Annotated in this window: 17 protein-coding genes and 1 tRNA gene; 5 read left to right on the forward strand and 13 right to left on the reverse strand. The window is 65.5% G+C overall.

Going from position 1 to position 20,891, the window contains the following annotated elements:
- Nucleotides 1–31: 31 nt before the first annotated feature.
- The 3 genes from ACZ2HM_RS04130 to ACZ2HM_RS04140 all read right to left on the reverse strand — a co-directional run bounded on the left by ACZ2HM_RS04130 (nucleotide 32) and on the right by ACZ2HM_RS04140 (nucleotide 3,122).
- Nucleotides 32–715 carry a DUF2490 domain-containing protein gene (locus tag ACZ2HM_RS04130; protein WP_069064758.1) on the reverse strand — a complete coding sequence of 228 codons (684 nt, stop codon included), beginning with the start codon at nucleotides 713–715 and terminating at the stop codon, nucleotides 32–34.
- Between the two features lie 36 nt (nucleotides 716–751).
- Complete coding sequence (locus ACZ2HM_RS04135) at nucleotides 752–2,380, reverse strand: alpha-D-glucose phosphate-specific phosphoglucomutase (protein ID WP_470426311.1); 1,629 nt, start codon at nucleotides 2,378–2,380, stop codon at nucleotides 752–754.
- A gap of 70 nt (nucleotides 2,381–2,450) precedes the next feature.
- The gene (locus ACZ2HM_RS04140; RefSeq protein ID WP_349635932.1) at nucleotides 2,451–3,122 is read right to left on the reverse strand and encodes a spermine/spermidine synthase domain-containing protein; all 672 of its coding nucleotides are present in this window, start codon (nucleotides 3,120–3,122) and stop codon (nucleotides 2,451–2,453) included.
- Between the two features lie 151 nt (nucleotides 3,123–3,273).
- On the opposite strand from ACZ2HM_RS04140, the gene ACZ2HM_RS04145 reads away from it, so the two are divergent.
- Entirely contained in the window at nucleotides 3,274–3,726 is a 453-nt protein-coding gene (locus ACZ2HM_RS04145) for a hypothetical protein (protein ID WP_037478656.1), read from the forward strand.
- Here the strand turns inward: ACZ2HM_RS04145 and ACZ2HM_RS04150 are convergent.
- The 9 genes from ACZ2HM_RS04150 to ACZ2HM_RS04190 all read right to left on the reverse strand — a co-directional run bounded on the left by ACZ2HM_RS04150 (nucleotide 3,711) and on the right by ACZ2HM_RS04190 (nucleotide 14,944).
- Nucleotides 3,711–5,465, reverse strand: coding sequence for a carboxypeptidase regulatory-like domain-containing protein (locus ACZ2HM_RS04150; RefSeq protein ID WP_470426312.1), 1,755 nt, complete (start codon nucleotides 5,463–5,465; stop codon nucleotides 3,711–3,713). The two genes, ACZ2HM_RS04145 and ACZ2HM_RS04150, sit on opposite strands and share 16 nt — an antisense overlap.
- A complete protein-coding gene (locus ACZ2HM_RS04155; protein ID WP_470426313.1) occupies nucleotides 5,462–7,582 on the reverse strand; it encodes a DUF4175 domain-containing protein in 2,121 nt (706 codons plus the stop codon). The genes ACZ2HM_RS04150 and ACZ2HM_RS04155 overlap by 4 nt, the downstream gene beginning before the upstream one ends.
- Entirely contained in the window at nucleotides 7,579–8,718 is a 1,140-nt protein-coding gene (locus ACZ2HM_RS04160) for a BatA domain-containing protein (RefSeq protein WP_470426314.1), read from the reverse strand. Before ACZ2HM_RS04160 ends, ACZ2HM_RS04155 begins: the two co-directional genes overlap by 4 nt.
- 2 nt (nucleotides 8,719–8,720) lie before the next feature.
- Nucleotides 8,721–9,596, reverse strand: coding sequence for a DUF58 domain-containing protein (locus ACZ2HM_RS04165; RefSeq protein WP_037472933.1), 876 nt, complete (start codon nucleotides 9,594–9,596; stop codon nucleotides 8,721–8,723).
- Nucleotides 9,597–9,605: 9 nt separating this feature from the next.
- Nucleotides 9,606–10,595 carry an AAA family ATPase gene (locus tag ACZ2HM_RS04170; protein WP_470426315.1) on the reverse strand — a complete coding sequence of 330 codons (990 nt, stop codon included), beginning with the start codon at nucleotides 10,593–10,595 and terminating at the stop codon, nucleotides 9,606–9,608.
- Nucleotides 10,596–10,727: 132 nt separating this feature from the next.
- Nucleotides 10,728–11,423 (reverse strand): DUF4159 domain-containing protein, encoded by a 696-nt coding sequence (locus ACZ2HM_RS04175; RefSeq protein WP_037472263.1) that lies wholly within the window; start codon nucleotides 11,421–11,423, stop codon nucleotides 10,728–10,730.
- A 163-nt stretch (nucleotides 11,424–11,586) separates the two neighbouring features.
- Nucleotides 11,587–12,921, reverse strand: a complete 1,335-nt coding sequence (locus ACZ2HM_RS04180; protein WP_037472264.1) for a TldD/PmbA family protein — start codon at nucleotides 12,919–12,921, stop codon at nucleotides 11,587–11,589.
- 21 nt (nucleotides 12,922–12,942) lie between these two features.
- On the reverse strand, nucleotides 12,943–14,577 hold the full coding sequence (locus tag ACZ2HM_RS04185) for a TldD/PmbA family protein (RefSeq protein WP_470426316.1): 1,635 nt from the start codon (nucleotides 14,575–14,577) through the stop codon (nucleotides 12,943–12,945).
- A 290-nt stretch (nucleotides 14,578–14,867) separates the two neighbouring features.
- A tRNA-Pro gene (locus tag ACZ2HM_RS04190) sits at nucleotides 14,868–14,944 on the reverse strand.
- A 167-nt stretch (nucleotides 14,945–15,111) separates the two neighbouring features.
- Here ACZ2HM_RS04190 and thyA point away from each other — a divergent pair.
- From thyA to ACZ2HM_RS04210, 4 genes are all read left to right on the forward strand, one after another.
- Nucleotides 15,112–16,044, forward strand: a complete 933-nt coding sequence (gene thyA, locus ACZ2HM_RS04195) for a thymidylate synthase (RefSeq protein WP_470426317.1) — start codon at nucleotides 15,112–15,114, stop codon at nucleotides 16,042–16,044.
- A gap of 121 nt (nucleotides 16,045–16,165) precedes the next feature.
- Nucleotides 16,166–17,464 carry a 3-methyl-2-oxobutanoate dehydrogenase (2-methylpropanoyl-transferring) subunit alpha gene (locus ACZ2HM_RS04200; protein WP_037474143.1) on the forward strand — a complete coding sequence of 433 codons (1,299 nt, stop codon included), beginning with the start codon at nucleotides 16,166–16,168 and terminating at the stop codon, nucleotides 17,462–17,464.
- 222 nt (nucleotides 17,465–17,686) lie between these two features.
- Complete coding sequence (locus tag ACZ2HM_RS04205) at nucleotides 17,687–18,691, forward strand: alpha-ketoacid dehydrogenase subunit beta (protein ID WP_037474140.1); 1,005 nt, start codon at nucleotides 17,687–17,689, stop codon at nucleotides 18,689–18,691.
- 100 nt (nucleotides 18,692–18,791) lie between these two features.
- Nucleotides 18,792–20,108, forward strand: coding sequence for a dihydrolipoamide acetyltransferase family protein (locus ACZ2HM_RS04210; protein WP_037474139.1), 1,317 nt, complete (start codon nucleotides 18,792–18,794; stop codon nucleotides 20,106–20,108).
- Nucleotides 20,109–20,124: 16 nt separating this feature from the next.
- Here the strand turns inward: ACZ2HM_RS04210 and ACZ2HM_RS04215 are convergent, their stop codons facing one another.
- Nucleotides 20,125–20,868, reverse strand: coding sequence for a class I SAM-dependent methyltransferase (locus ACZ2HM_RS04215; protein WP_037474136.1), 744 nt, complete (start codon nucleotides 20,866–20,868; stop codon nucleotides 20,125–20,127).
- Nucleotides 20,869–20,891: the final 23 nt, after the last annotated feature.

Below are 20,891 nucleotides of genomic sequence, written 5' to 3' on the forward strand. Positions count from 1 at the left end.
GGGCCATTTGCCCCCAGCCGGATCGTGCGCGTCAATGGCGGAAGAAGAGCGTCAGCGAGGCGACATGATTGACGGCGGTGCGCCCGCCGCGCTGATCGACCACTTGCGCGAGATAGCCGACCTCCGCCGTGGAGGCGCCGGGCAGGCCCAATTCCACCCCGACGAAGCCGCGCGCCTGATCGAAGCCGCCTTTGACGCCCCAGTCGGTGTCGTTGAGTGCGACGAAGCCTTCGGCATAGACCAGCGCGTTGACCGCATCGCTGCCCGGCCGCAGCGGCTTTTCGTAGCGGAGCATTTCACGAACCCGCCAGCCCATATCATCGCCGTCCGATCGCCAGCGCTGTTCCAGCCGGGTGCGCGACATGAGTTCGCCGCCCCAGGGCTTGCCGAGCGTCCAGTTGAGTTGCTGGAAGCTGCGATCCTCGTTCACATCCGCGCCGTTTTCGACCGGCGAGACGATATGGGCATAGCCCTGATAGACGGTGACGGTGGGGGATAATTTCCAGCCCAGCGCGCCGCGAAAGATCGCCTGATTGACCCGCGACACGCCATCGCCGATGCGCGGCTGGATTTCGGCGAAATAGACGAGGTCGCCCTTTACCGATCCCATCGCGGTCAGGTTGAGCCAGACCTGTTCATCCTGGCTGGTCTGTGCCTGGGCCGGTGTCGCCGCGGCGATGAATAGCGCGGACAGGATGAGGGGTAGGCGGCGCATCGGCGCTCCTTTATTAAAATTGGCGCTGGGTCAGCGTCAGGTAATGACGCTGGGCTGGTCCATGCCGGTATAGCCTGCAATGTCCGCCACTTCCTGCGCGGCGGCGATCAGCGGGGCGAGGGCGTCGCCCGTCGCCATGCCAAGGTCGCCATCGGTGCCGACATAGCGTTCGAGATAGACGCGCAGGGTTGCGCCTTCGGTGCCGGTGCCCGACAGGCGGAACACGACGCGCGATCCGTCGGTGAACAGGATGCGGACGCCTTGGTTGCGGCTGACCGACTGATCGGTGGGATCGGTATAGGCGAAATCGTCGGCGCTCTTGATCGTGCCGCCGCTGTTGGTGGTGCCGGGCAGGCTGTCGAGCGAGGCGCGCAACGCCGCCATCAGCGCGTCGGCCTTGTCCTTGGCGATGGCTTCATAGTCGTGGCGGGCATAGTAATTGCGGCCATAGGTCGCCCAATGATCGGCCATGATCGCAGCGACGCTTTCGCCGCGCACGGCCAGGATGTTGAGCCATAGCAATACCGCCCAGATGCCGTCCTTTTCGCGAACATGGTCAGAGCCAGTGCCCGCGCTTTCCTCGCCGCAGATGGTCGCCATGCCCGCGTCGAGCAGGTTGCCGAAGAATTTCCAGCCGGTGGGCGTCTCATAGAGCGGCACGCCCAGCTTCTCGGCCACCCGGTCGGCCGCGCCGCTGGTCGGCATGGAGCGGGCGATGCCCTTGAGGCCCGCCGCATAGCCGGGCGCGAGATGGGCGTTGGCTGCGAGGACCGCGAGCGAATCCGACGGCGTCACATAGCAATGCCGCCCGATGATGAGATTGCGGTCGCCATCGCCGTCCGATGCTGCGCCGAAATCGGGCGCGTCCGGGGCCATCATCCGGTCGTATAATTGCTTGGCATGGACCAGGTTCGGGTCGGGATGATGATGGCCAAAGTCCGGCAAGGGCGTGCCGTTCATCACCGTGCCCTGCGGCGCGCCGAGGCGCTTTTCGAAGATCTCGACAGCGTAAGGCCCGGTAACCGCGCTCATCGAATCGAAGGCGAGGGTGAATCCGTCCGCAATCTTCGCGCGGATCGCGGCGAAATCGAACAGGCTTTCCATCAGGTCGGCATAAGCGGCGACCGGATCGACCACGTCGACGGTCATGCCGCCCAGCGTGGACGTGCCGATCGTGTCGAGATCCATGTCGGGGGCGTCGAGGATCTTGTAGCTTTCTATCGACAGGGTGCGCTCGATGATCGCGTCGGTCACTTTTTCAGGCGCTGGGCCGCCATTGCCGATATTATATTTGATGCCGAAATCTTCGTCCGGGCCGCCCGGATTGTGGCTGGCCGACAGGACGAGACCGCCAAAGGCCCCCGATGCGCGAATGAGGTGCGAGGCGGCGGGGGTGGATAATATGCCGCCCTGGCCCACCAGCACGCGGCCAAAGCCATTGGCCGCCGCCATTTTCAGCACGATCTGGATGACTTCGCGATTGAGATAGCGCCCGTCGCCGCCGACGACCAGGGTCTGCCCCGCAAAACCGTCGAGGCTGTCGAACACCGACTGGACGAAATTTTCGGCATAATGGGGCTGCGCGAAGATACGCACTTTCTTGCGCAGGCCTGACGTGCCGGGCTTCTGGTCCATGAAAGGCTGGGTCGAAACGGTCTGGATCACGCGGGCATCCCTTTAGTGTCGGTTCTTGTCTCTATGGCCCGGCTGGACGGACCTTTTCAATCCAGCATGTTCAACGCTTTTGTGCAAACCAGATGACATGGCGTGGCCCCTTGCCATTGTCGCGCGCGCGCACGGCGACTTCATCGACGGCAAATCCGGCGCTGGCCAGCCGGCGGGTGAAGGCATCGTCGGACCCGGCCGACCAGACCGCCAGGATGCCGCCGGGCGTCAACGCCGCCCGCGCCGCCGCCAGCCCGGTCGCGCTGTAGAGCCGGTCGTTGGCGGCGGCGGTCAGGCCGTCCGGGCCATTGTCGACATCGAGCAGGATGGCGTCATAACAGGCGCGTCCCGCGGCGATGACGGGGACGACATCGCCCATCCGCAGATCGACGCGCGGGTCATCGAGGCAGCCATCGGCCAATTCCGCCATCGGCCCGCGTGCCCAGTCGATGATTTCGGGCACCAGTTCGGCGAGCGTGATGCGCGCATCCTGCCCCAATACGCCGAGCGCCGCGCGCAGGGTGAAGCCCATGCCATAGCCGCCGATCAGCAGATGGGGGGCTTTGCGCCCCGCCAGCCGCTCGATCGTCATCAGCGCCAGCGCCTTTTCGGAGCCGCTCATCCGGCTGCTCATCAATTCATTGCGGTCGAGCACGATCATGAAATCGCCACCACGCCGGTACAGCATCAGTTCCTGCCCCCCAGGCACGGCGGCGGACCCCAGAAATTCGCGCGGCGTCATGATCGATCCTTTGGTGATGGCGTTGTGGCGCGCATGGCAGCTTGGCGTGCGTCGCGCAAATGCTACGGCGCGTCGCACGGCATGGCATGTGGGCGGCGGCGATGCTATCGGCCCTGTCCTATCGGACACGGACAAGGCAGTTCTTCTTTTCATGCGCTATTTTCTCGACACCGAATTTAACGGCTTTGGCGGCGTGCTGATCAGCGTCGCGCTGGTGCCCGAACATGCGGATGACGAGGAATTCTATGTCTCGCTGCCGCTGCCCGATGATGTCGAACCCTGGGTCGCGCAGCATGTCGTCCCCTATCTGCGCCATGTGCCGCCGGGCATCGATCTGGAATTGAACCGGGTGGAGGCGGCCGACCATGTCGCGGCCTATCTGGAAGGGGATAGCGATCCCGTCATCATCGCCGATTGGCCCGAAGATCTCGCGCATTTCTGTGCGTTGCTGGTGACGGGGCCAGGACAGATGGCGGGGGTCGATTTCGGGCTGCGGCTTGAACTGATAAACGCGGCGGGGTTCAGCGCGGCGGCCAACAGCCGGGTGCCGCACAACGCCCTGCATGATGCGCGGGCGTTGCGCGATTTCTACATGGCCGACTGACGACCGCGACGCGCGCGTTCCAATAGCCAGAGCAAGGCGCTGGCGATCAGCCAGGCGAGGGCGAAGGGCCAGGACGGGCCGGGTGCGCTGTCGCCCGCCCGGTCGGTTGCGGTTGGCGGGCGCAGCGCGAGCATGGCGGCCCGATCGCGCGCGGCGCGCATCGCGGGCAGGGCTTGGGCGGGATAAATATAGAAGGACTGGCCGGTGCCGGTCCGATGCCAGCCTGTGCTATCGGGCCAGAAGGCCGCGCATCCCTGTACTGGCAATAGGGTGGACCGCCGCCCATCGGGGCGCTCGACCGGCGTCGGGGCGGATAGGCCGCACAGGGTCAGGCGCGCGTTCGCCCAGCCGATCAGGCCAGACTGTTGCACGCCGGATGCCGGGCGGATGACGGTGCGCAGCAAGGCGTTCCACCAATCATTATGCAGCGCGCGATGGCCGGTCAGGGTCAGCGCATAGCTGTCCACGCCCGCGAACAGGGCGATGCGTCCAGTGCCCATCGCGCGCCATTGGGCGAGGGGGGCGTCACTGGCGTCCTGCAACAATGTGGGTGCCTGCGCAGCGGGGGCGAGGGGCAGGCGGCTGACATCGGGCAGCAGATCGTCAGGCGTGGCGATATCGACCGGCGCGTCCGTGCTGCCGATGCCAAGACGGGTGCTGCTCAGCGCGGGCGCGGCGACTTTGGGCAGGGCAATGGGGGCAAGATCGCCGCCGCCAATGCCGAAGCCCAAGGCGCGCCATTGGCCGCGTGTCGCGCCATCGATCGGCCCGCTGGGGCGCAGCACCAAGCCCAATCCTTCGCGCGCTGCCCCGGTCAGGACGCCGCGCTGCGCCGCCCAACTGCGATCATCGACGATGGCGAGGTCGAACCGCCGCAGCGTTGCGCCGTTGATGGCGATGGTGGGATCGCCGAGCGCAATGCCGCCGCCCGCACTCATCTGCGTCGTGACCGTGAAGCCTGCGTCGGTGGCCCAGCGGCGCAGATATTTGACCTCTGGCCCCGGTGCTGCGGCCAGGATCAACAGTCGCGGGGCGGGGCTATCGGTTACCAGCAGCGGGACGGCGGCTTGCTCGACCACGCGCTGTCCATCCCGCACGCGCAGGGTGAAGGCGGTGGTTCCGGCGGCGCGGGCGGTGCCGGTCAGGGTGAAATAGCCGTCCGCATCGGGCGTGGCGCTGTCGGTGACGCGCCCGGCGGGATCGACCAGGTCGATGGTCGCGCGGGGCAGGGCGGTTAGCTGGCCACCCACGCGGAACGCTTCGCCCGGCGCGACGCTGCGGGGCGGGGCGATATGGCTGATGCCGGGACGGGGCGAGGGCGGGGTGAAGCGAACCGCGACGGCGCGCGCAGCTTCCAGATCGCGGGGGGGCAAGCCTTCGCCCAGCACGGTGATGGTGCCGACAGCGGGATGACGGCGCAGGGCGGTGGCAAAGTCGGGGGCGCTTTCGTCGCCGCTGATGGCGCCGGCTTCGGGGAGGATGACGAGCGGCGCGCCCGGCGTCGCCGCAGCCAATCGCGGCGTTCCGGCGGTCGCGATGCGCAGCGTGTCGCCCGTCGTCGGGGTCGGCGGTGGGAAGAGCGTCAGGAATAGGAGGCCTGCGCAGAGCGGCTGCAGCAGGAGCAAGGCCGCCAGTCGCCATGGCGCGGATGGACTGGACCGCTGCCACAGGATCAGGCGCAGCGAGGCCATCAGCACGGCGAGGATCAAAAGGGCGGCGACGATCCGTTCGATGGTCATGGCGCGGCTCCCTCGATCGCGCGGAGATAGCGCGTGCCATTGGCGTCGGGTGTGGCGCGGCGGGCCGGGCGGGCGGGCGGGCGTTCCATCGCCGTCCATAACAATCCCCGCAGCTTCGTCCGGCAGGGGGCACAATCGGGGTCGCGCCGCACCGCGTCGAGCGCGCCCGACAGGGCCAGTGGGTCGGGCAAGCGGGCGGCTTCGCTGCGCACCCAGCGGTCCAGCGCATCGAGCGCGATCGGTCCCCGGATCGCGCCCGGTCCATCGCCCAGCGCGCGCCAAGCGGCGGCGGCTGGGCCATCGCCGCGCTCGACCGGCGCGACCGCCAGCGTGCGGCTGGCCACGCCGTCGCGCTTGCCGGTCATGCGGCGGCTGGGGTCGATCGGCGGCAATTCCGGCCCGACGCGCGACAGGAAGATGCGGGTCGCTTGCTGCACCTCCTTGATGAAGCGGAGCGCGCGATAGGCGAAGGGGAGGGCGAGATCGGGATGCCCTTGCCGCAAATGCACTTCGGATTGCCACATTTCATCGACGGCATTTTTGAGGATGGCGCGGGTTTCGGGGTCGAGGCTGGACGCTGCGCTGTCGTCATGGGGATGGCCATAATCGGCCAGCACATCTTCGGCGACGCCAAAGCCCGGTGCGGGTTGGCGCGGGGGACCATGATCATGGCCGTCGCCGTCATGATGGGTTTCCGCGTCGGCGGTGGGGAGTTGCGGCTGGGCCGATTCCTCGCCGCCCAGAAACTGGCTGTAGCGGCCGCGCAAAATCTGCTGATCGGTGCCGATGCTGGCGGAACGGGCGAGATAGCGGTCGGCGCTGAGGCGGGACTTTTGTTTGAGCAGCGCTTCGGCGTCGATGATGATCTGCCGCTCGCTGCGGAAATAGGCGGGCAGGACGGTGTTGACCATGCCCTCCAGCCCGCTGCCGTCGGGTTGCTGCGCCGATGGCCAGCGCAGGATGAGGCTGGGGCTGCGCGCTTCCTGCGGGCCGGGGCTGCGATTGTCGCGGACGATGAGTTGTACGACCATGTCGCTGCCGGGACCAAAGCCCAGCGTTCCGAAATCGAGGCGGGGGGCGAAACGGCGGTCGCGCGCCGGGCCGCTGCCGCTGACGGCAATTTCGCGCTCGGTGAAGGTGACATTTTCGCCCTCGCCGATGGCCAGCGTGATGCGGAGCCTGGCGCTGGCGGCCACGCCATAATCGTCGGTCGCGGTAAAGACCGGCGACCAGCTGCGCTGTCCGCGCGTCACCAGGGTCAGGCTGGCCTTCGGGTTGATGGCTTTGACCTGTGGCACGGCGTCGGCGATGGCATCGATACGGTGGAGCGGCGGGGTCGGGCCGCGTCCGGTGGCGGGATCGACGCGGTAGAGGAAGGCGGCGTCGGCCGTGCGGCTGGCGATCCAGTCTTCGCCGTCGCGGCGCAGCGCGAGTGGCTGGCCGCCCAGCATCAGCAGGCGCGGGACGCTGGCTTGCGGATCGAAGTGTAACGTCCATTCGAGCCGCGATCCCTGCGGCACGCGGGCGTCGAGCGATTGGGAGTCGCGCACGGGCAGGCCGGTGTAAGCGGGCGGGAGGATGCGGAGATTTTGTGCGACGAGGCGGGGGATGCCGGGCGTTGCCGCGACGCCTTCGCTGGCGGGGGCGAGGGTGGGCGGACCTTCGCCGGGCCGAGGCCAGAGGAAGGCGAGCGCGACGATGATCAGGGCGGCGATCGCCGTTAGGGCGATGCTGCGTCGATGCCAGTCGGGGGCCAGTTGGTCGGGCGTGTCTGCGTCGATCCGGGCGGTGAGGCGCGCGCGCTGGAGTCGCTGGAGCGGGCCGAGGGTGGCATCGTCCGCGAACAGAAGCGCGGCGCTGTCTTCCATGTCGGGGCGGCGGGCATCGAGCGTGCGGATCAGCCAGTCCTGGTCGAACCGCGCCGCCAGTCGCAGCGCGATGAGCAGCGATAGGGTCAGGCCGATGGCGATGGCAGCGATCGCCGTGCCCATTCCCACCAGCCGCCACGCCAGCGCACACGCGGCTATCGACAGCGGCACGCCGATGGCGGCGGCGTTGAGGAACGCGCGTGTGCGGGCGGGCGCCGTCCATGGACGGGTGAGGGCGGAAGCGCTCATGGCGATACGCCCCGGCTGCGGCGGGCGGCGAGCCAGCGTTCGGCGATCAGCATCAGCGCGATGACCAGCGCCAGCCAGGGGCGGAGCGGTTCGGGTTGCTGGTCATAGGCGCGTCCGCCGGGGAGCGGCGCATAGTCGGTAGCGGCGACGCGTGTAGGCGGCGAGAGAGCAGGCGCGAGTTGGCGGCGCAGTTGCGCGGGGAAATCGCCATCCAGCAAGACCGGCATGTCGGCGGGGCGCAGCGGCTGGGTGAAGCGGAGCCATCGGCCCGCGCCCAGCGGTGCGCCCTCGACCAGCGGTATGCCGAGCGCATCGCGCCACTGCGGCGTCGGGGTGGCTTTCGGCGCGGTGGCATCGCTGGCGATCAGGGCCGTGCCGCCTTGGGTGATCCAGTCTGTGACGCTGTCGGGCAGGGTGCCGCCTGCGAGCCAGATCAGCACATGCTGGCGGTCGGACAAGGGGCTGTCGAGCGGGGCGCTGTCGAGGGTGCGCTCGGTCGGCTGCCAGCTCATCGCGGCGGCGCGCAGATAGCGCAAGGCGGGGCGATGCGCGGCATCGTAGCGAATGGAGACGGTTGGAGCGGGGGCGGCTGCCGTGGTGGGCGCGGGCATGGTGCCGGGCACGATGCGCCAGTCGACCTTGTGCGACAGGTGCAGGCGGGCGGCATCCGCGCCGTCGATGACTTGCGGCGTGAGGATGGTGAGCGGCGTTCCGGTGGGCAGATCGGCGTCGAGCTGGCGGATCAGGCTGGCGAGCGGCAGGGGGCCGGTGGGTGCGGCCTCCTCGATCGGCGGAAAGCCGGGGGCGAGCCAATGGACTCGCGCATCGGCAAATGGCGCGCGATCGATCTGCGCGCCGGGCACGACCGCGACATAGGGCGTGTCGTCGCCTGCGCCGGACAGGACCGGCTGCGCCAGCCATAGCGCGACCAGCGCCAGCAGCAGGAGGCGGAGCAGCAGCAGCGGCCATTCGTCGAAGCGCAGGCGCGACCGGGGGCGGGGTTTCGACCGCAGCCAGCGCAATGCGGCGAAGTCGGTCGGCAACTGTTCGCTCTTGCGCGCGATGTGGATGGCGAGCGGCACCAGCAGGGCCAGCAACGCCGTCAGTGCGGCGGGAAAGAGCAGGCTCAAGCCCATGGTCAGACTGCCGCGAACAGGCGGCGCAGCGGCAGATCGACCGGCTCGTCCAGCATATGCGCGACATGGACCACGCCCGCTGCGTCCAGCCGGGCATGGAGCGCAGCGCGCGCTTCGCCGAAGCGGGCCAGAAATTCGGCGCGCAGGGCGACGCCATCGGCGAGCAGTTCCTCGCCGGTTTCGGGATCGCGAAAGCGATAGCCGCCGGTGAAGGGGAAATCGCGCTCGGCGAGCGTCAGCATCTCGACCACCAGCGTCTCGCGTCCGGCGGCGGCCAGTTTCTCGACCAGCGCGACCGCGCCCTCGTCGAAACAATCGCTCAGCAAGATGACCAGATCATGCGCGCCGATCCGCTCCCACACCGGGGCAAGCTGGTCTTCGGGCGGGAAGCCGGTCGCGGTGCGCAGCGCCAGCAGGTCGAGCAGCAGCCGGTCGCGCTGGCGCAGGCCCGTGGCGGGGGGGAGCAAAGTGAGGCCGCTGTCGCCCAAGGCCATCAGGCCGAACCGGTCGCCCTGCTGCATCGCCAGTTCGCCGATCGATGCGGCCATCGCCTTGGCAGCGTCGAAGCGGCTATAGTCGGGGCGGCCCGCATCGGCCTGGCCCATCGATGCGCTGGCGTCGATGAGAATCCAGACCGCCACCGGGCTTTCGCGCTCGGCTTCGCGCACGAAGAATTTGTCCGACCGCGCATAGAGTTTCCAGTCGATCTGGCGCAGCTCGTCGCCCGGTTCATAGGCGCGATATTGGGCGAATTCCAAACCCGCGCCGCGGCTGTGGCTTTGGTGCAGGCCGATGCCATGCTGCCCGACCGCGCGCCGCGTGACGAGGCGCAGGCCTTTCAGCCTGCGGCGAACATCGGCGGGGATCAGGTCGGCCATGCTACGCAATCAGGCGAGCGGCACGGCGCGCAGCAGCGAGGCGATGACGTCGTCGGCGCTGCGTCCCTCGGCCTCGGCCGCGAAGGACAGCAGCAAGCGATGGCGCATCACCGGCGCGGCCAGCGCGACAATATCGTCGCGTGTGGCGGCGAGGCGACCTTGCAGCAGCGCGCGCGCCTTGGCGGCCAGGATCAGAGACTGGCCCGCGCGCGGCCCGGCGCCCCATTTGACATAGCGGGCGATGTCATCGGGCGCGCCGTCGCCGGGGCGGCTGGCGCGGATGATCCGCGTCACCCAGTCGAGCAGCTCGTCGCCGAAATGCACGTCGCGTACCAGCTTCTGCAGCGCCAGCACTTCCTCGCCCGCCATCACGGCGGGGACGGTGCCGGGCTTGGACCCGGTGGTTTGCGCCAGGATTGCGCGCTCCTCCGCTTCGCTCGGATAATCGACGCGGATATGCAGCAGGAAGCGGTCGAGCTGGGCTTCGGGCAGGGGGTAGGTGCCTGCCTGCTCCAGCGGGTTCTGCGTCGCCAGCACGAAGAAGGGGGCGGGCAGGCGGTGGGTGACGCCGGCATAGCTGACCGTCTTTTCCTGCATCGCCTCCAGCAGTGCCGCCTGCGTCTTGGGCGGGGTGCGGTTGAGTTCGTCGGCGAGCAGCAGATTGGTGAAGACCGGGCCGGGCTGGAAGCGGAAGCTGCGATGGCCGGTGCCATGGTCTTCCTCCAGCAATTCGGTGCCCAAAATGTCGCTGGGCATCAGGTCGGGCGTGAACTGGACGCGACGAAAGTCGAGCTTCAACGCTTCGCCGAGCGAGCGGACGAGCAGGGTCTTGCCCAGGCCCGGCACGCCTTCGAGCAGGCAATGGCCACCGGCGAGCAGGCCGATCAGCAATTGTTCGACGACATCGGCCTGGCCCACGATCGCCTGGCCGATCGCCGCGCGCAATTGGGTGAGCGCGGCCAGGCGCGTCTGGATGTCGGCTTCGGTGAGGTCGGTCATTGGGCTTCCTAACTTAAAGGCCGTCATCCCCGCGCAGGCGGGGATCCATCTCCGGCGCTATCTCCTGGCGCGCTGGTGGGAGATGGGTTCCCGCCTGCGCGGGAATGACGAAGGCAAAGGGCAGAACGAGGATCAAACCGACAGCGCATACATCACGATATTGACCGCGAATTTGGTGTTGTCTTCGGCCAGGAAGCGTTTGTTGCGCCAGTCATAGTCCCATTCGCAGCCATAATCCTTGTTGCTGTAGAGAACGCCCAGTCGGCCATTTACCTCTATCCCCTTGAGATAATCATGGACCAGATCGTCGCCCCAGCCATTGAGTTCGAGGCCGGTATTGGGTGGCCCGTCGAACGTGAAGAAGCTGCGATAGAGGCCATGATTTTTGGGCAGCGTCTTCATCGCCTTGGCCCCGAAAATCCTGGCCATCTGCGCTTCGAACGAGCGGGCGAACAGGCCGTCAATGTCGTGATTGCAATCATCCACCAGAACGAAGCCGCCATTGCGGACATAGCGTTCGAAATTGCGCCGCTCGGCGGGTGAAAATTCGACCAGCTTGTGCCCGGCGAGGTAACAGAAGGGCGCGGTCAGCATCTTGGGGTCCGACAGGGCAAGGACATGCTCCTTCGGATCGACCCGTAAGGTCGTATAGTCGATCAGCGAGGTGATGACGTTGGACGGCATCCGCTGATCGACATCCCAGTCGCCTGAATCATAGCGCAGGCGGGTGAACCAGAAATCATAGCCCCCGGCGGCAGCGAGTGGCCGGGCCAGCAATGCGCTGGCCAAGCCGCCTGCCATTAGCCGGAGGAAATCGCTGCGGGTCATGCGTCGAACATTACCGATCCTCCCCTGGAAGGGGAGGTGTCTGGCGTAGCCAGACGGAGGGGTGTCACGCTATCGATAGGGTGACACCCCTCCGTCAGCACTTCGTGCCGCCACCTCCCCCGCCGGGGGAGGATCGTCCATCTGGTAACCGTCAACGCCAATATTACACCGCGTCCGACAGCGAGGTGAAGGTGAAGTCGCGCAGTTTCATCGGCGGGACCATGATGTTCATCGACACTTCGTCTGGTGGCACGCGGACGGGCTTGCCGAGTTCTTCGACATTGTTGAGCATGATCACCGGGCTTTCGTTGAACCGGAAATTCTTGATCGGATATTTGATCTGCCCGTTTTCGATATAGAAAGTGCCGTCGCGGGTCAGGCCGGTCAGCAACACCGTCTGCGGATCGACCATGCGGATATACCAGGTGCGGGTGACCAGCACGCCGCGCTGGGTCGATCGCACCAGTTCGGCGGTCGACTTGGTGCCGCCCGTCATCAGGATATTACCCATCTGGCCGACAGGTGCCTTGCCCTGCTTCTGCGCCCAATAGCGGCTATAATCCAGCGCGACGACTTTGCCGTCCTTGACCAGGTCCATGCGCTTGCGCGGGACGCCGTCTTCGTCCCAGGGCAGGCTTGGTGCTACCGGATCCCAGGGGTCGGTGTAGAAATTGACCTGCGGCCCGAACACCTGCTGGCCGATCTTGTTGCCGCCGCCTGCCTTCGACAGGAAGCTGCGGCCTTCGTCCGCTTCGCGGGCGCCGAAGAAGTTGAACATGAAGCCGATCAGACCGGCGGCCGCCATCGGTTCCAGGATGACGGTATATTTGCCCGGCTCCAGCGCCCTGGCTTCGGACGAGGCCGATGCCTTGCGCATCGCGATCTGGATATCATCCTCGACCTTGAAGCGGGTGGCGTCCTGCGTATCGGTGCCGACCCAGCCGGACCCGCGCCCGTCTTCGGTGCGGACGGTGCAGGTATAGTCCAGCACGGTCGAGCGCTGATAGCCGAAATTGCCCTTGCTGTTGGCGAAGGCGACGAAGCTCTGGCCATCCTCCAGAAAACCGGCGGCGATCAGATTCTGCGCCTTGCACGCCGTGATCGAGGCGGCGGCGACCTTGGCCCGATAAACGGGGGTGATCGCGGCGGTCGCTTCGCTGAAGGTCGGGCTGGTCTTATAGACCTGCTTGTCCACGGCCGGCATGAATTCCGGGTTTTCCGGGGCGAGCTTGGCCAATTCTTCGGCGCGGCGCACGACTCGTTCGAGCGAGGCGTCGTCAAACTGGTTGATCGTGGCGATGCCGACCCGCTTGCCATAGGCGACCTGGACCTGCAGGTCGGTGTCGTCGGTCAGGCCGGCGGTCGAGACATTGTTGAGCGCAAAGCGCACATTGCCCTGAATCTGGCCGGTCAGTTGCGCGGTGCATTCGTCGGCTTTCGACATGGCGACCACTTTGGTCAGAATGTCCTTCGCCTGTGCTTCGGTAAAGATGCCCATTATACTAACTCCCCTGAGCGATCAGCCGAGCGAACGCGCGGTGTTGATGACGTTGATGCCGTCGAAGCGGGTGGTCGATGACCCGTGCGACACGGCGGAAACCTGCGAAGGCTGTCCCTTGCCGTCGAAGAAGGAGCCGAACATGCGATAGTCGCTGGAATCGCAGATCGCCGAGCAGGCGGCCCAGAATTCGGGCGTCCTGATCTGATAGGCGACATCCTCCAGCGGTTGCGTGATCTTGCCGTTCTTGATCTCGTAGAAGAGCGTGCCGCCGAACTGGGCGTTGTAGCGCTGCTGATCGATCGAGAAGGAACCGCGGCCCAGGATATAGATGCCATCCTCGACATTGCTGATCATGTCGGCGACGCTCATCTTGTCCTTGCCGGGTTCCAGCGAGATGTTGGCCATGCGCTGGAACTGCACATTGGACCAGCTATCGGCGTAGGAGCAGCCGTCGCTTTCGCTCTTGCCCTCGATATGCGCCTGATCGCGGGTGGCCTGATAACCGACCAGCTTGCCGTTGCGGATCAGATCCCACTTCTTGGTCTTCACGCCTTCATCATCATAGGCGACCGCGCCCAGGCTGCCTGGCTGCGTCTTGTCGGCGACGATGTTGACCTTGTCGCTGCCATATTGGAAATTGGCCTTGAGCTTGTCCATCGTCGCGAAGCTGGTGCCGGCATAATTGGCTTCATAGCCCAGCACGCGATCCAGTTCGAGCGGATGGCCGACCGTTTCATGGATGGTGAGGCCGAGATGATTGGGGTCGAGCACCAGATCATATTTGCCCGGCTTCACCGATTTGGCGGTCAGCTTCTCGCGCGCCTGTTTGGTCGCGGCGATCGCGTCTTCCTTCATGTCGTAGGACATGCCGTAGCTGATGATGCCGTTGGGACCGACGGTCTTATCCGCCGCGCGCCCGTCAAGATATTCAAAGCCCAGGCCCATGGGCGCGGACAGGCCGTCGCGGACGCGGAACTTGCCGGTCTTCTTGTCGACGGCGGTGACTTCCATCGGTGCCCAGATGCGGTGGACATCCTGGTCGATATAGCTGCCATCGGTGCTGGCGAAATATTTCTGCTCGTTGACCAGGAACAGGATGGAGCTGATGAAGTCCGCGCCTGCATCCATGGCGGCGGCGTTGACGCCCATCAGCAGGTCGACCTTGTCCTTGATCGGCACGGTCATGCTGTTCTTGGCGATCGGCGTGCGCCAGGATACTTCGCCGACGCCCTTGACCGGGGCAAGCTGAACAGGCGCGGTCTGGGTCGGTGCGTTCGCCTTGGCGATGGCGACCGCCTGCTGCGCGGCCTTGGCCACGGCATCGGTGGTCATCGCATTGGTGGCGGCAAAGCCCCAGGCGCCGTCGGCCAGCACGCGGATGCCGACGCCGCTCGATTCGGTGTTGACGACATTTTCGACATTGCGTTCGCGGGTGATGACGAACTGGCGCAGGTAGCGGCCGACGCGCACGTCGCAATAGGATGCGCCCGCGCTTTTGGCCGCGTTCATCGCGGCGTCGGCCAGCGCCTTCTTGACGGCGACGTCGATCGCGCTGTTCAATTCCTCGGCGGCAATAACCTTGCCGAACATCGATGGGAGGACAAGCCCCCCGACACCCATGGCCCCAAAAGCCAGAAAATCACGTCTGTGCAAGGTTCGTCTCCCACCTGCGGAACGCCCGCATGATGCGGGTCGGATAGTGATTGGGAAGCGGCCGGTCGGCCGTCCGATGCGGGGGATCATCGCCGGGTGGACGCGGCGGGTCAAATATCTTTTACATTCGAACAACATGGGGGTCGCCGCTTTCGACATATGACATCTGTCGAAAGCGGCTGGCCAGAGGGATGCAAGCGCCCCAGTCGCGCGGGTGCGCGAAACGAAAGACGCGCGCGGAAAGGCGTTCCCCCGCAAGGGGTTGATCTGTTCGAAGCTGTGAAGAAATGTGGTCGGGGAAAGAGGATTCGAACCTCCGGCCCCTGCCTCCCGAAGACAGTGCTCTACCAGGCTGAGCTATTCCCCGACCGATGCCGACGCCGCCGTGAAGCGACCCCGTAAGGCAGGCCGCAGCCTATAGAGACGGGTTTTCGGGCTGGCAAGCGGCGAGCGACGCTTTTTTTACGGCCGTAGCGATGCCCCGATGCGCTAAAGCCTGTGGATCACAGATTCGATTCCGACAGGACCAGCACCTTGCCCGATACGCCCCATTATGAGCAGCAATATCTCGACCTGATGCGGTATATCTGGCGGCATGGCGACGAGCGGATCGACCGTACCGGGGTCGGCACCCGGTCGATCCTGGGCGCGACGATGCGCTTTTCCCTGGCCGACGATGCGGTGCCGCTGCTCACCACCAAGCGGGTCTATTGGAAGGCGGCGGCGCGCGAGATGCTGTGGTTCCTGACCGGCGACACCAATATCCGCGAACTGGTGCGGCAGGGGGTGCATATCTGGACCGACTGGCCGCTCGACGCCTATCGCAAGGCGACGGGCGAGACGATCGACCGGGAGGCGTTCGAGGCGCGGATCATCGCGGATGAAGGCTTTGCGCTGGAGTGGGGCGATCTGGGGCCGGTCTATGGCGCGCAATGGGTCAACTGGCCGCGCTACGAACCGGCGGGCGAGGGGCTGTATCGCCGGGCGGAGAAGGGGCACAACCAGATCGCCGCGCTGGTCGATGCGATCCGCGCGACGCCGGGATCGCGGCGCTTGCTGTTCACCGGCTGGAATGTCGCTGAAGTGGCGCAGATGGCGCTGCCGCCCTGCCACATGACCTATCAGTTCCAGGTGTCGAACGGAAAGCTCAACGGCCTGTTGTTTCAGCGCAGTTGCGACCTGGGTCTGGGCTTTGCCTTCAACATTTTCGGCCTGTCGATGATCACCCGGATGCTGGCGCAGCAATGCGATCTGGAGCCGGGCGAGGTGGTCTGGCAGGGGGGCGATGTGCATCTTTATCTGAACCACGCCGCACTGGTGGAGGAACAGATGAGTCGCATTCCGTCGGGCGCGCCGAAATTGCGGATCAAAAGCCGACCTTCATCCATTTTCGATTATGCCATCGAGGATTTCGAGGTGGTCGATTATGCGCCGCAATCCCACATTTCCGCGCCCGTCGCCGTCTGAAGCGGACAGCGAGGCGGACATAGATTTTGGAAAAATTGGGTAAGGGAGGCTTGCCTTTCTCGGCGTTGTAATTTAATATCCAAGCCAAGCAATATTATTGCAACGCAGCATAGGAGGCAGGATGACCGATCCGCATGATATCGGAGCCGCGCAAGGCGAACCGGGGCGCAATCTGCCCCCGTTGCGCCTGCATGTGCCAGAGCCGCCAGCCCGGCCGGGTGAGAGCGCCGACTTCACCCATTTCGACATCCCCGCCGCCGACGCGGCACCCCGCCCGGACGAGGCGGCGCAGCCCGCGACCATGCGCGACATGGCCTATGGCCTGGTGCGTGTGCTGGACGAAGAGGGCGGAGCCGTGGGGGCGTGGAACCCCAAGCTGCCGCCCGAAACGCTGCTGCGGATGCTGCGCGCAATGGCGCTGACCCGCGCGTTCGATGCGCGCATGTTCCGTGCCCAGCGGCAGGGCAAGACCAGTTTCTACATGAAGTCGACCGGCGAGGAGGCGGTGTCGATCGGCGCGGCACTGGCGCTGTCACGCGACGACATGTGTTTTCCAAGCTATCGCCAGCAGGGCATATTGATCGCGCGCGACTGGCCCATCATCGACATGATGAACCAGATTTATTCCAACAAGGGCGACAGGCTGAAGGGCCGCCAACTGCCGATCATGTATTCGGCGCGTGACGCGGGTTTCTTCTCCATCTCCGGCAACCTGACCACCCAATATCCGCAAGCGGTCGGTTGGGCGATGGCGAGCGCGGCGCGGGGTGACACCCGGATCGCGGCGACCTGGTGCGGTGAGGGATCGACGGCGGAAGGCGATTTCCATTCGGCCTGCACCTTTGCCAGCGTCTATCGCGCGCCGGTTATCCTGAATGTCGTTAATAATCAGTGGGCTATTAGCAGCTTTTCAGGTTTTGCAGGAGCCGAGTCCACGACCTTCGCGGCGCGCGCGATCGGCTATGGCATTGCCGGCCTGCGGGTCGATGGCAATGACGTGCTGGCGGTCTATGCCGCCACGCGCTGGGCCGCCGACCGGGCACGCGCCAATGCCGGTCCGACACTGATCGAACATTTCACCTATCGCGTCGAAGGGCATAGCACGTCGGACGATCCGACCGCTTATCGTTCGGCCGAGGAAAGCAGCCTGTGGCCGCTGGGCGACCCGATCGCGCGGTTGAAGCAGCATTGCATCGGCCTGGGGATCTGGGACGAGGAGCGGCACGCCGCGATGGACAAGGAACTGGCCGAATATGTCCGCGACGCTGCGCGCCAGGCGGAGAAGAACGGCATTCTTGGCCACGGCCTGCATCATCACCCGATGGAATCGATGTTCGAGGACGTGTTCGAGGACATGCCCCGGCATTTGAAGGACCAGCAACAACAGATGCTGGACGAATGGAAGGCGGCCGGGTTGTGATGGCGCAGCTTCTTCACCTCTCCCCGGCGGGGAGAGGATATCGTAGCTTGGCGGCTTGCCGCCTAGCGAAGATTGGGGAGGGGGCTATGCCTTTGCCCTTCATAGCCGCCGTTCCCCCTCTCCCAGCTCCGACTAGGCAGCAAGCTGCCAAGTCTGCGCAACCCTCTCCCCGCCGGGGCGAGGGAAGGAAGTGCCATGACTGACACATCAGATATGCAACAAATGACCATGATCCAGGCGATCAACAGCGCCATGGACGTGATGATGGAGCGCGACCCCACTGTCGTGGTGATGGGCGAGGATGTCGGCTTTTTCGGCGGGGTGTTTCGCGCGACCGCGGGCTTGCAGGATAAATATGGCAAGAACCGCGTGTTCGACACGCCAATCACCGAATGCGGGATCATCGGCGTGGCGGTGGGCATGGGGGCCTATGGGCTGCGGCCGGTGCCGGAGATCCAGTTTGCCGACTATATCTATCCCGCGCTCGACCAACTGGTGTCGGAAGCGGCGCGGTTGCGTTATCGGTCGGCGGGCGAGTTCACCGCGCCGATGACGGTGCGGTCGCCGTTCGGCGGCGGCATCTTTGGCGGGCAGACGCATAGCCAAAGCCCCGAAGGCATCTTCACCCATTGTTCGGGGATCAAGACTGTGATCCCGTCCACCCCCTATGACGCCAAGGGGCTGTTGATCGCGGCGATCGAGGATAATGATCCGACGCTCTTCTTCGAGCCGAAGCGCATCTATAATGGCCCGTTCGATGGCCATTATGATACGCCGGCCAAAAGCTGGGCCGGGCATCCCGATGCACAGGTGCCGACCGGCTATTATCGCATTCCGCTGGGCACCGCGCGCATCGTGCGGCCGGGCGAGGCGCTGACCATCCTGTGCTATGGCACGATGGTCCATGTCGTCGAAGATACGGTGAAGGCGATGGGCATCGACGCGGACATTGTCGACCTGCGCAGCCTGATCCCGCTCGACATCGACACGATCGAGGCGTCGGTGAAGAAGACGGGTCGCTGCCTGATCGTCCATGAAGCCACGCGGACCAGCGGCTTTGGCGCGGAATTGTTGGCCCAGGCGCAGGAGCGTTGCTTCTATCATCTCGAAGCGCCGATCGAGCGCGTCACCGGCTTCGACACGCCCTATCCGCACAGTCTGGAATGGGCCTATTTCCCCGGCCCGGTGCGTATCCGCGAAGCCATTACCAAGATCATGAAGGACTAAGCCTTCACCCAGCTTCCGTTCGTTTCGAGCGAAGTCGAGAAACGGAAGCGCAGTTTCAAGTCAAGTGTCTCGACTTTGCTCGACACGAACGGAGCTTTTTATGGCCCTTTTTACATTCAAGCTGCCCGACATTGGAGAAGGCATTTCGGAAGCCGAGATCGTCGGCTGGCATGTCGCGGTCGGGGATCGGGTCGAGGAAGACCAGCCGATCGCCGACATGATGACCGACAAGGCGACGGTCGAGATGGAAAGCCCGGTGGCGGGCGTCGTCGTCCGCCTGGCGGGCGAGCCGGGTGACCAGATTCCGATTGGCGCGATGCTGGTGGAGATCGAGGTGGAGGGTGACGACGTGGCTGCGCCGCCGCCGCCTTCGGTCGAGGCGATCGAGGCGGAGGTTCCGGGTGAAGCGGTCATCGACCCGACACCCTCTCAATCCGTTCGCCCTGAGCCTGTCGAAGGGCCGACCTTTTCTTCCGCGCCAATCGCCAAGGAAGAAGGGCAGGGCTTCGACAAGCTCAGCCCGAACGGACCTGTAAGTTCCGTGGAGTCGCACGCCTCGCCCATCCTCGCCTCCCCCGCCGTGCGTGCCCGCGCGAAGGATTTGGGCATCGACCTGGCGCAGGTGAAGGCGAGTGGCGAGCATGTTCGTCATGCCGATCTCGATGCGTTCCTGCTCTATGGCGAGGGGCAGGGCTATCGCCCGGCGGGGCGGTCCGCCACGCGGCCGGACGAGCAGATCAAGGTCATCGGGATGCGTCGCCGCATCGCCGAGAATATGGCGGCGTCCAAGCGCCATATTCCCCACTTCACCTATGTCGAGGAAATCGACGTGACCGCGCTGGAAGAGTTGCGCGCGCAGTTGAACGACGGGCGGGGGGATCGGCCCAAGCTGACCATGTTGCCGCTGCTGATCGTCGCTTTGTGCAAGGCGTTGCCCGATTTTCCGATGCTCAATGCCCGTTATGATGATGAAGCGGGCGTGGTCACACGCCATGGATCGGTGCATCTTGGCCTCGCGACGCAGACCGATGCGGGGTTGATGGTGCCCGTGATCCGCGATGCGCAGAACCGCAATGTCTGGCAGCTCGCCAGCGAAATCCGCCGCCTTGCCGACGCCGCGCGCACCGGCAAGGCGAAGTCGGAGGAATTGTCCGGCTCCACGCTGACGCTGACATCGTTGGGGCCGTTGGGCGGCATCGCCACGACGCCGGTCATCAATCGGCCCGAAGTCGCGATCATCGGTCCCAATCGGGTGATCGAACGGCCCATGTTTAGGGGCAAGGAGATCGTCGCGGCGAAGCTGATGAACCTGTCGATCAGTTGCGACCATCGCGTGGTCGATGGCTTCGACGCGGCGAGCTTCGTCCAGGCGGTGCGCAAGCTGCTGGAAGCGCCCGCTTTCCTGTTCGTGGATTGATAAAGGGGCAGGGTGCCTATTTCGTCAGGACGACGATGGCACCCTGTTTCACATCCGGGCTGAACAGCATCCGCACCGCGCGCTGCATCATCTTCCAGCGCCGCTTGCTGAGCCAGCGGCCCGAATAGTCGCGTTCCTGATAGAAGGTGCTGTGGAGCAGCGCGGGGATCGGCAGCACGCGATGGCTGGTAAAGCCCGCCTCGCGGCCGCGCGCGATGATGAGGTGGGGCGGCATGTCGCGTTCGGCGACGCCGAATTTGGCCATCGCCTCGATCGATTCGGGCGACTGGCTATGGCCTTCGCCCGGTTCGTGGGTGATCAGCATTCCGCCCGGCTTCAAGGCGCGATAGGCGCTGCGGATCGCCAGCGCTTCGTCATCGGCATGATGGAGCGCATCGAAGAAGAGCGCGGCGTCGAACTGGCCGTCGAGGTCGAGATTCTCGAAATCGCTGCATATGAAATTCGTGCGGTCGCCGACGCCATTGATCCGGGCATTCTCCTGCGCCAGCGCGATCATGTCCGGCGCGATGTCCTGCCCGGTCACGCTATAGCCCGCGCGGGCGAGGAACTGGCTGGTCCAGCCGCCGCCGCAGCCCAGGTCCAGCACGGCGGCCGGGGCCGGGGGCAGCAGGCTGATGATGAAGCCGATCGACGCCAGTTGGATGCCGCATTGCGGATCGGAAAAGGGCTTGTTCAGCGAATGATCGGCACCGCCTTCCCCCAGATTGGCGAGATAGGCGCGCTCGGCGTCTTTGGACATCAATGGGGTCTCCGGTCGAGCCG

The sequence above is a fragment of the Sphingobium sp. KKT206 genome (assembly GCF_055640555.1).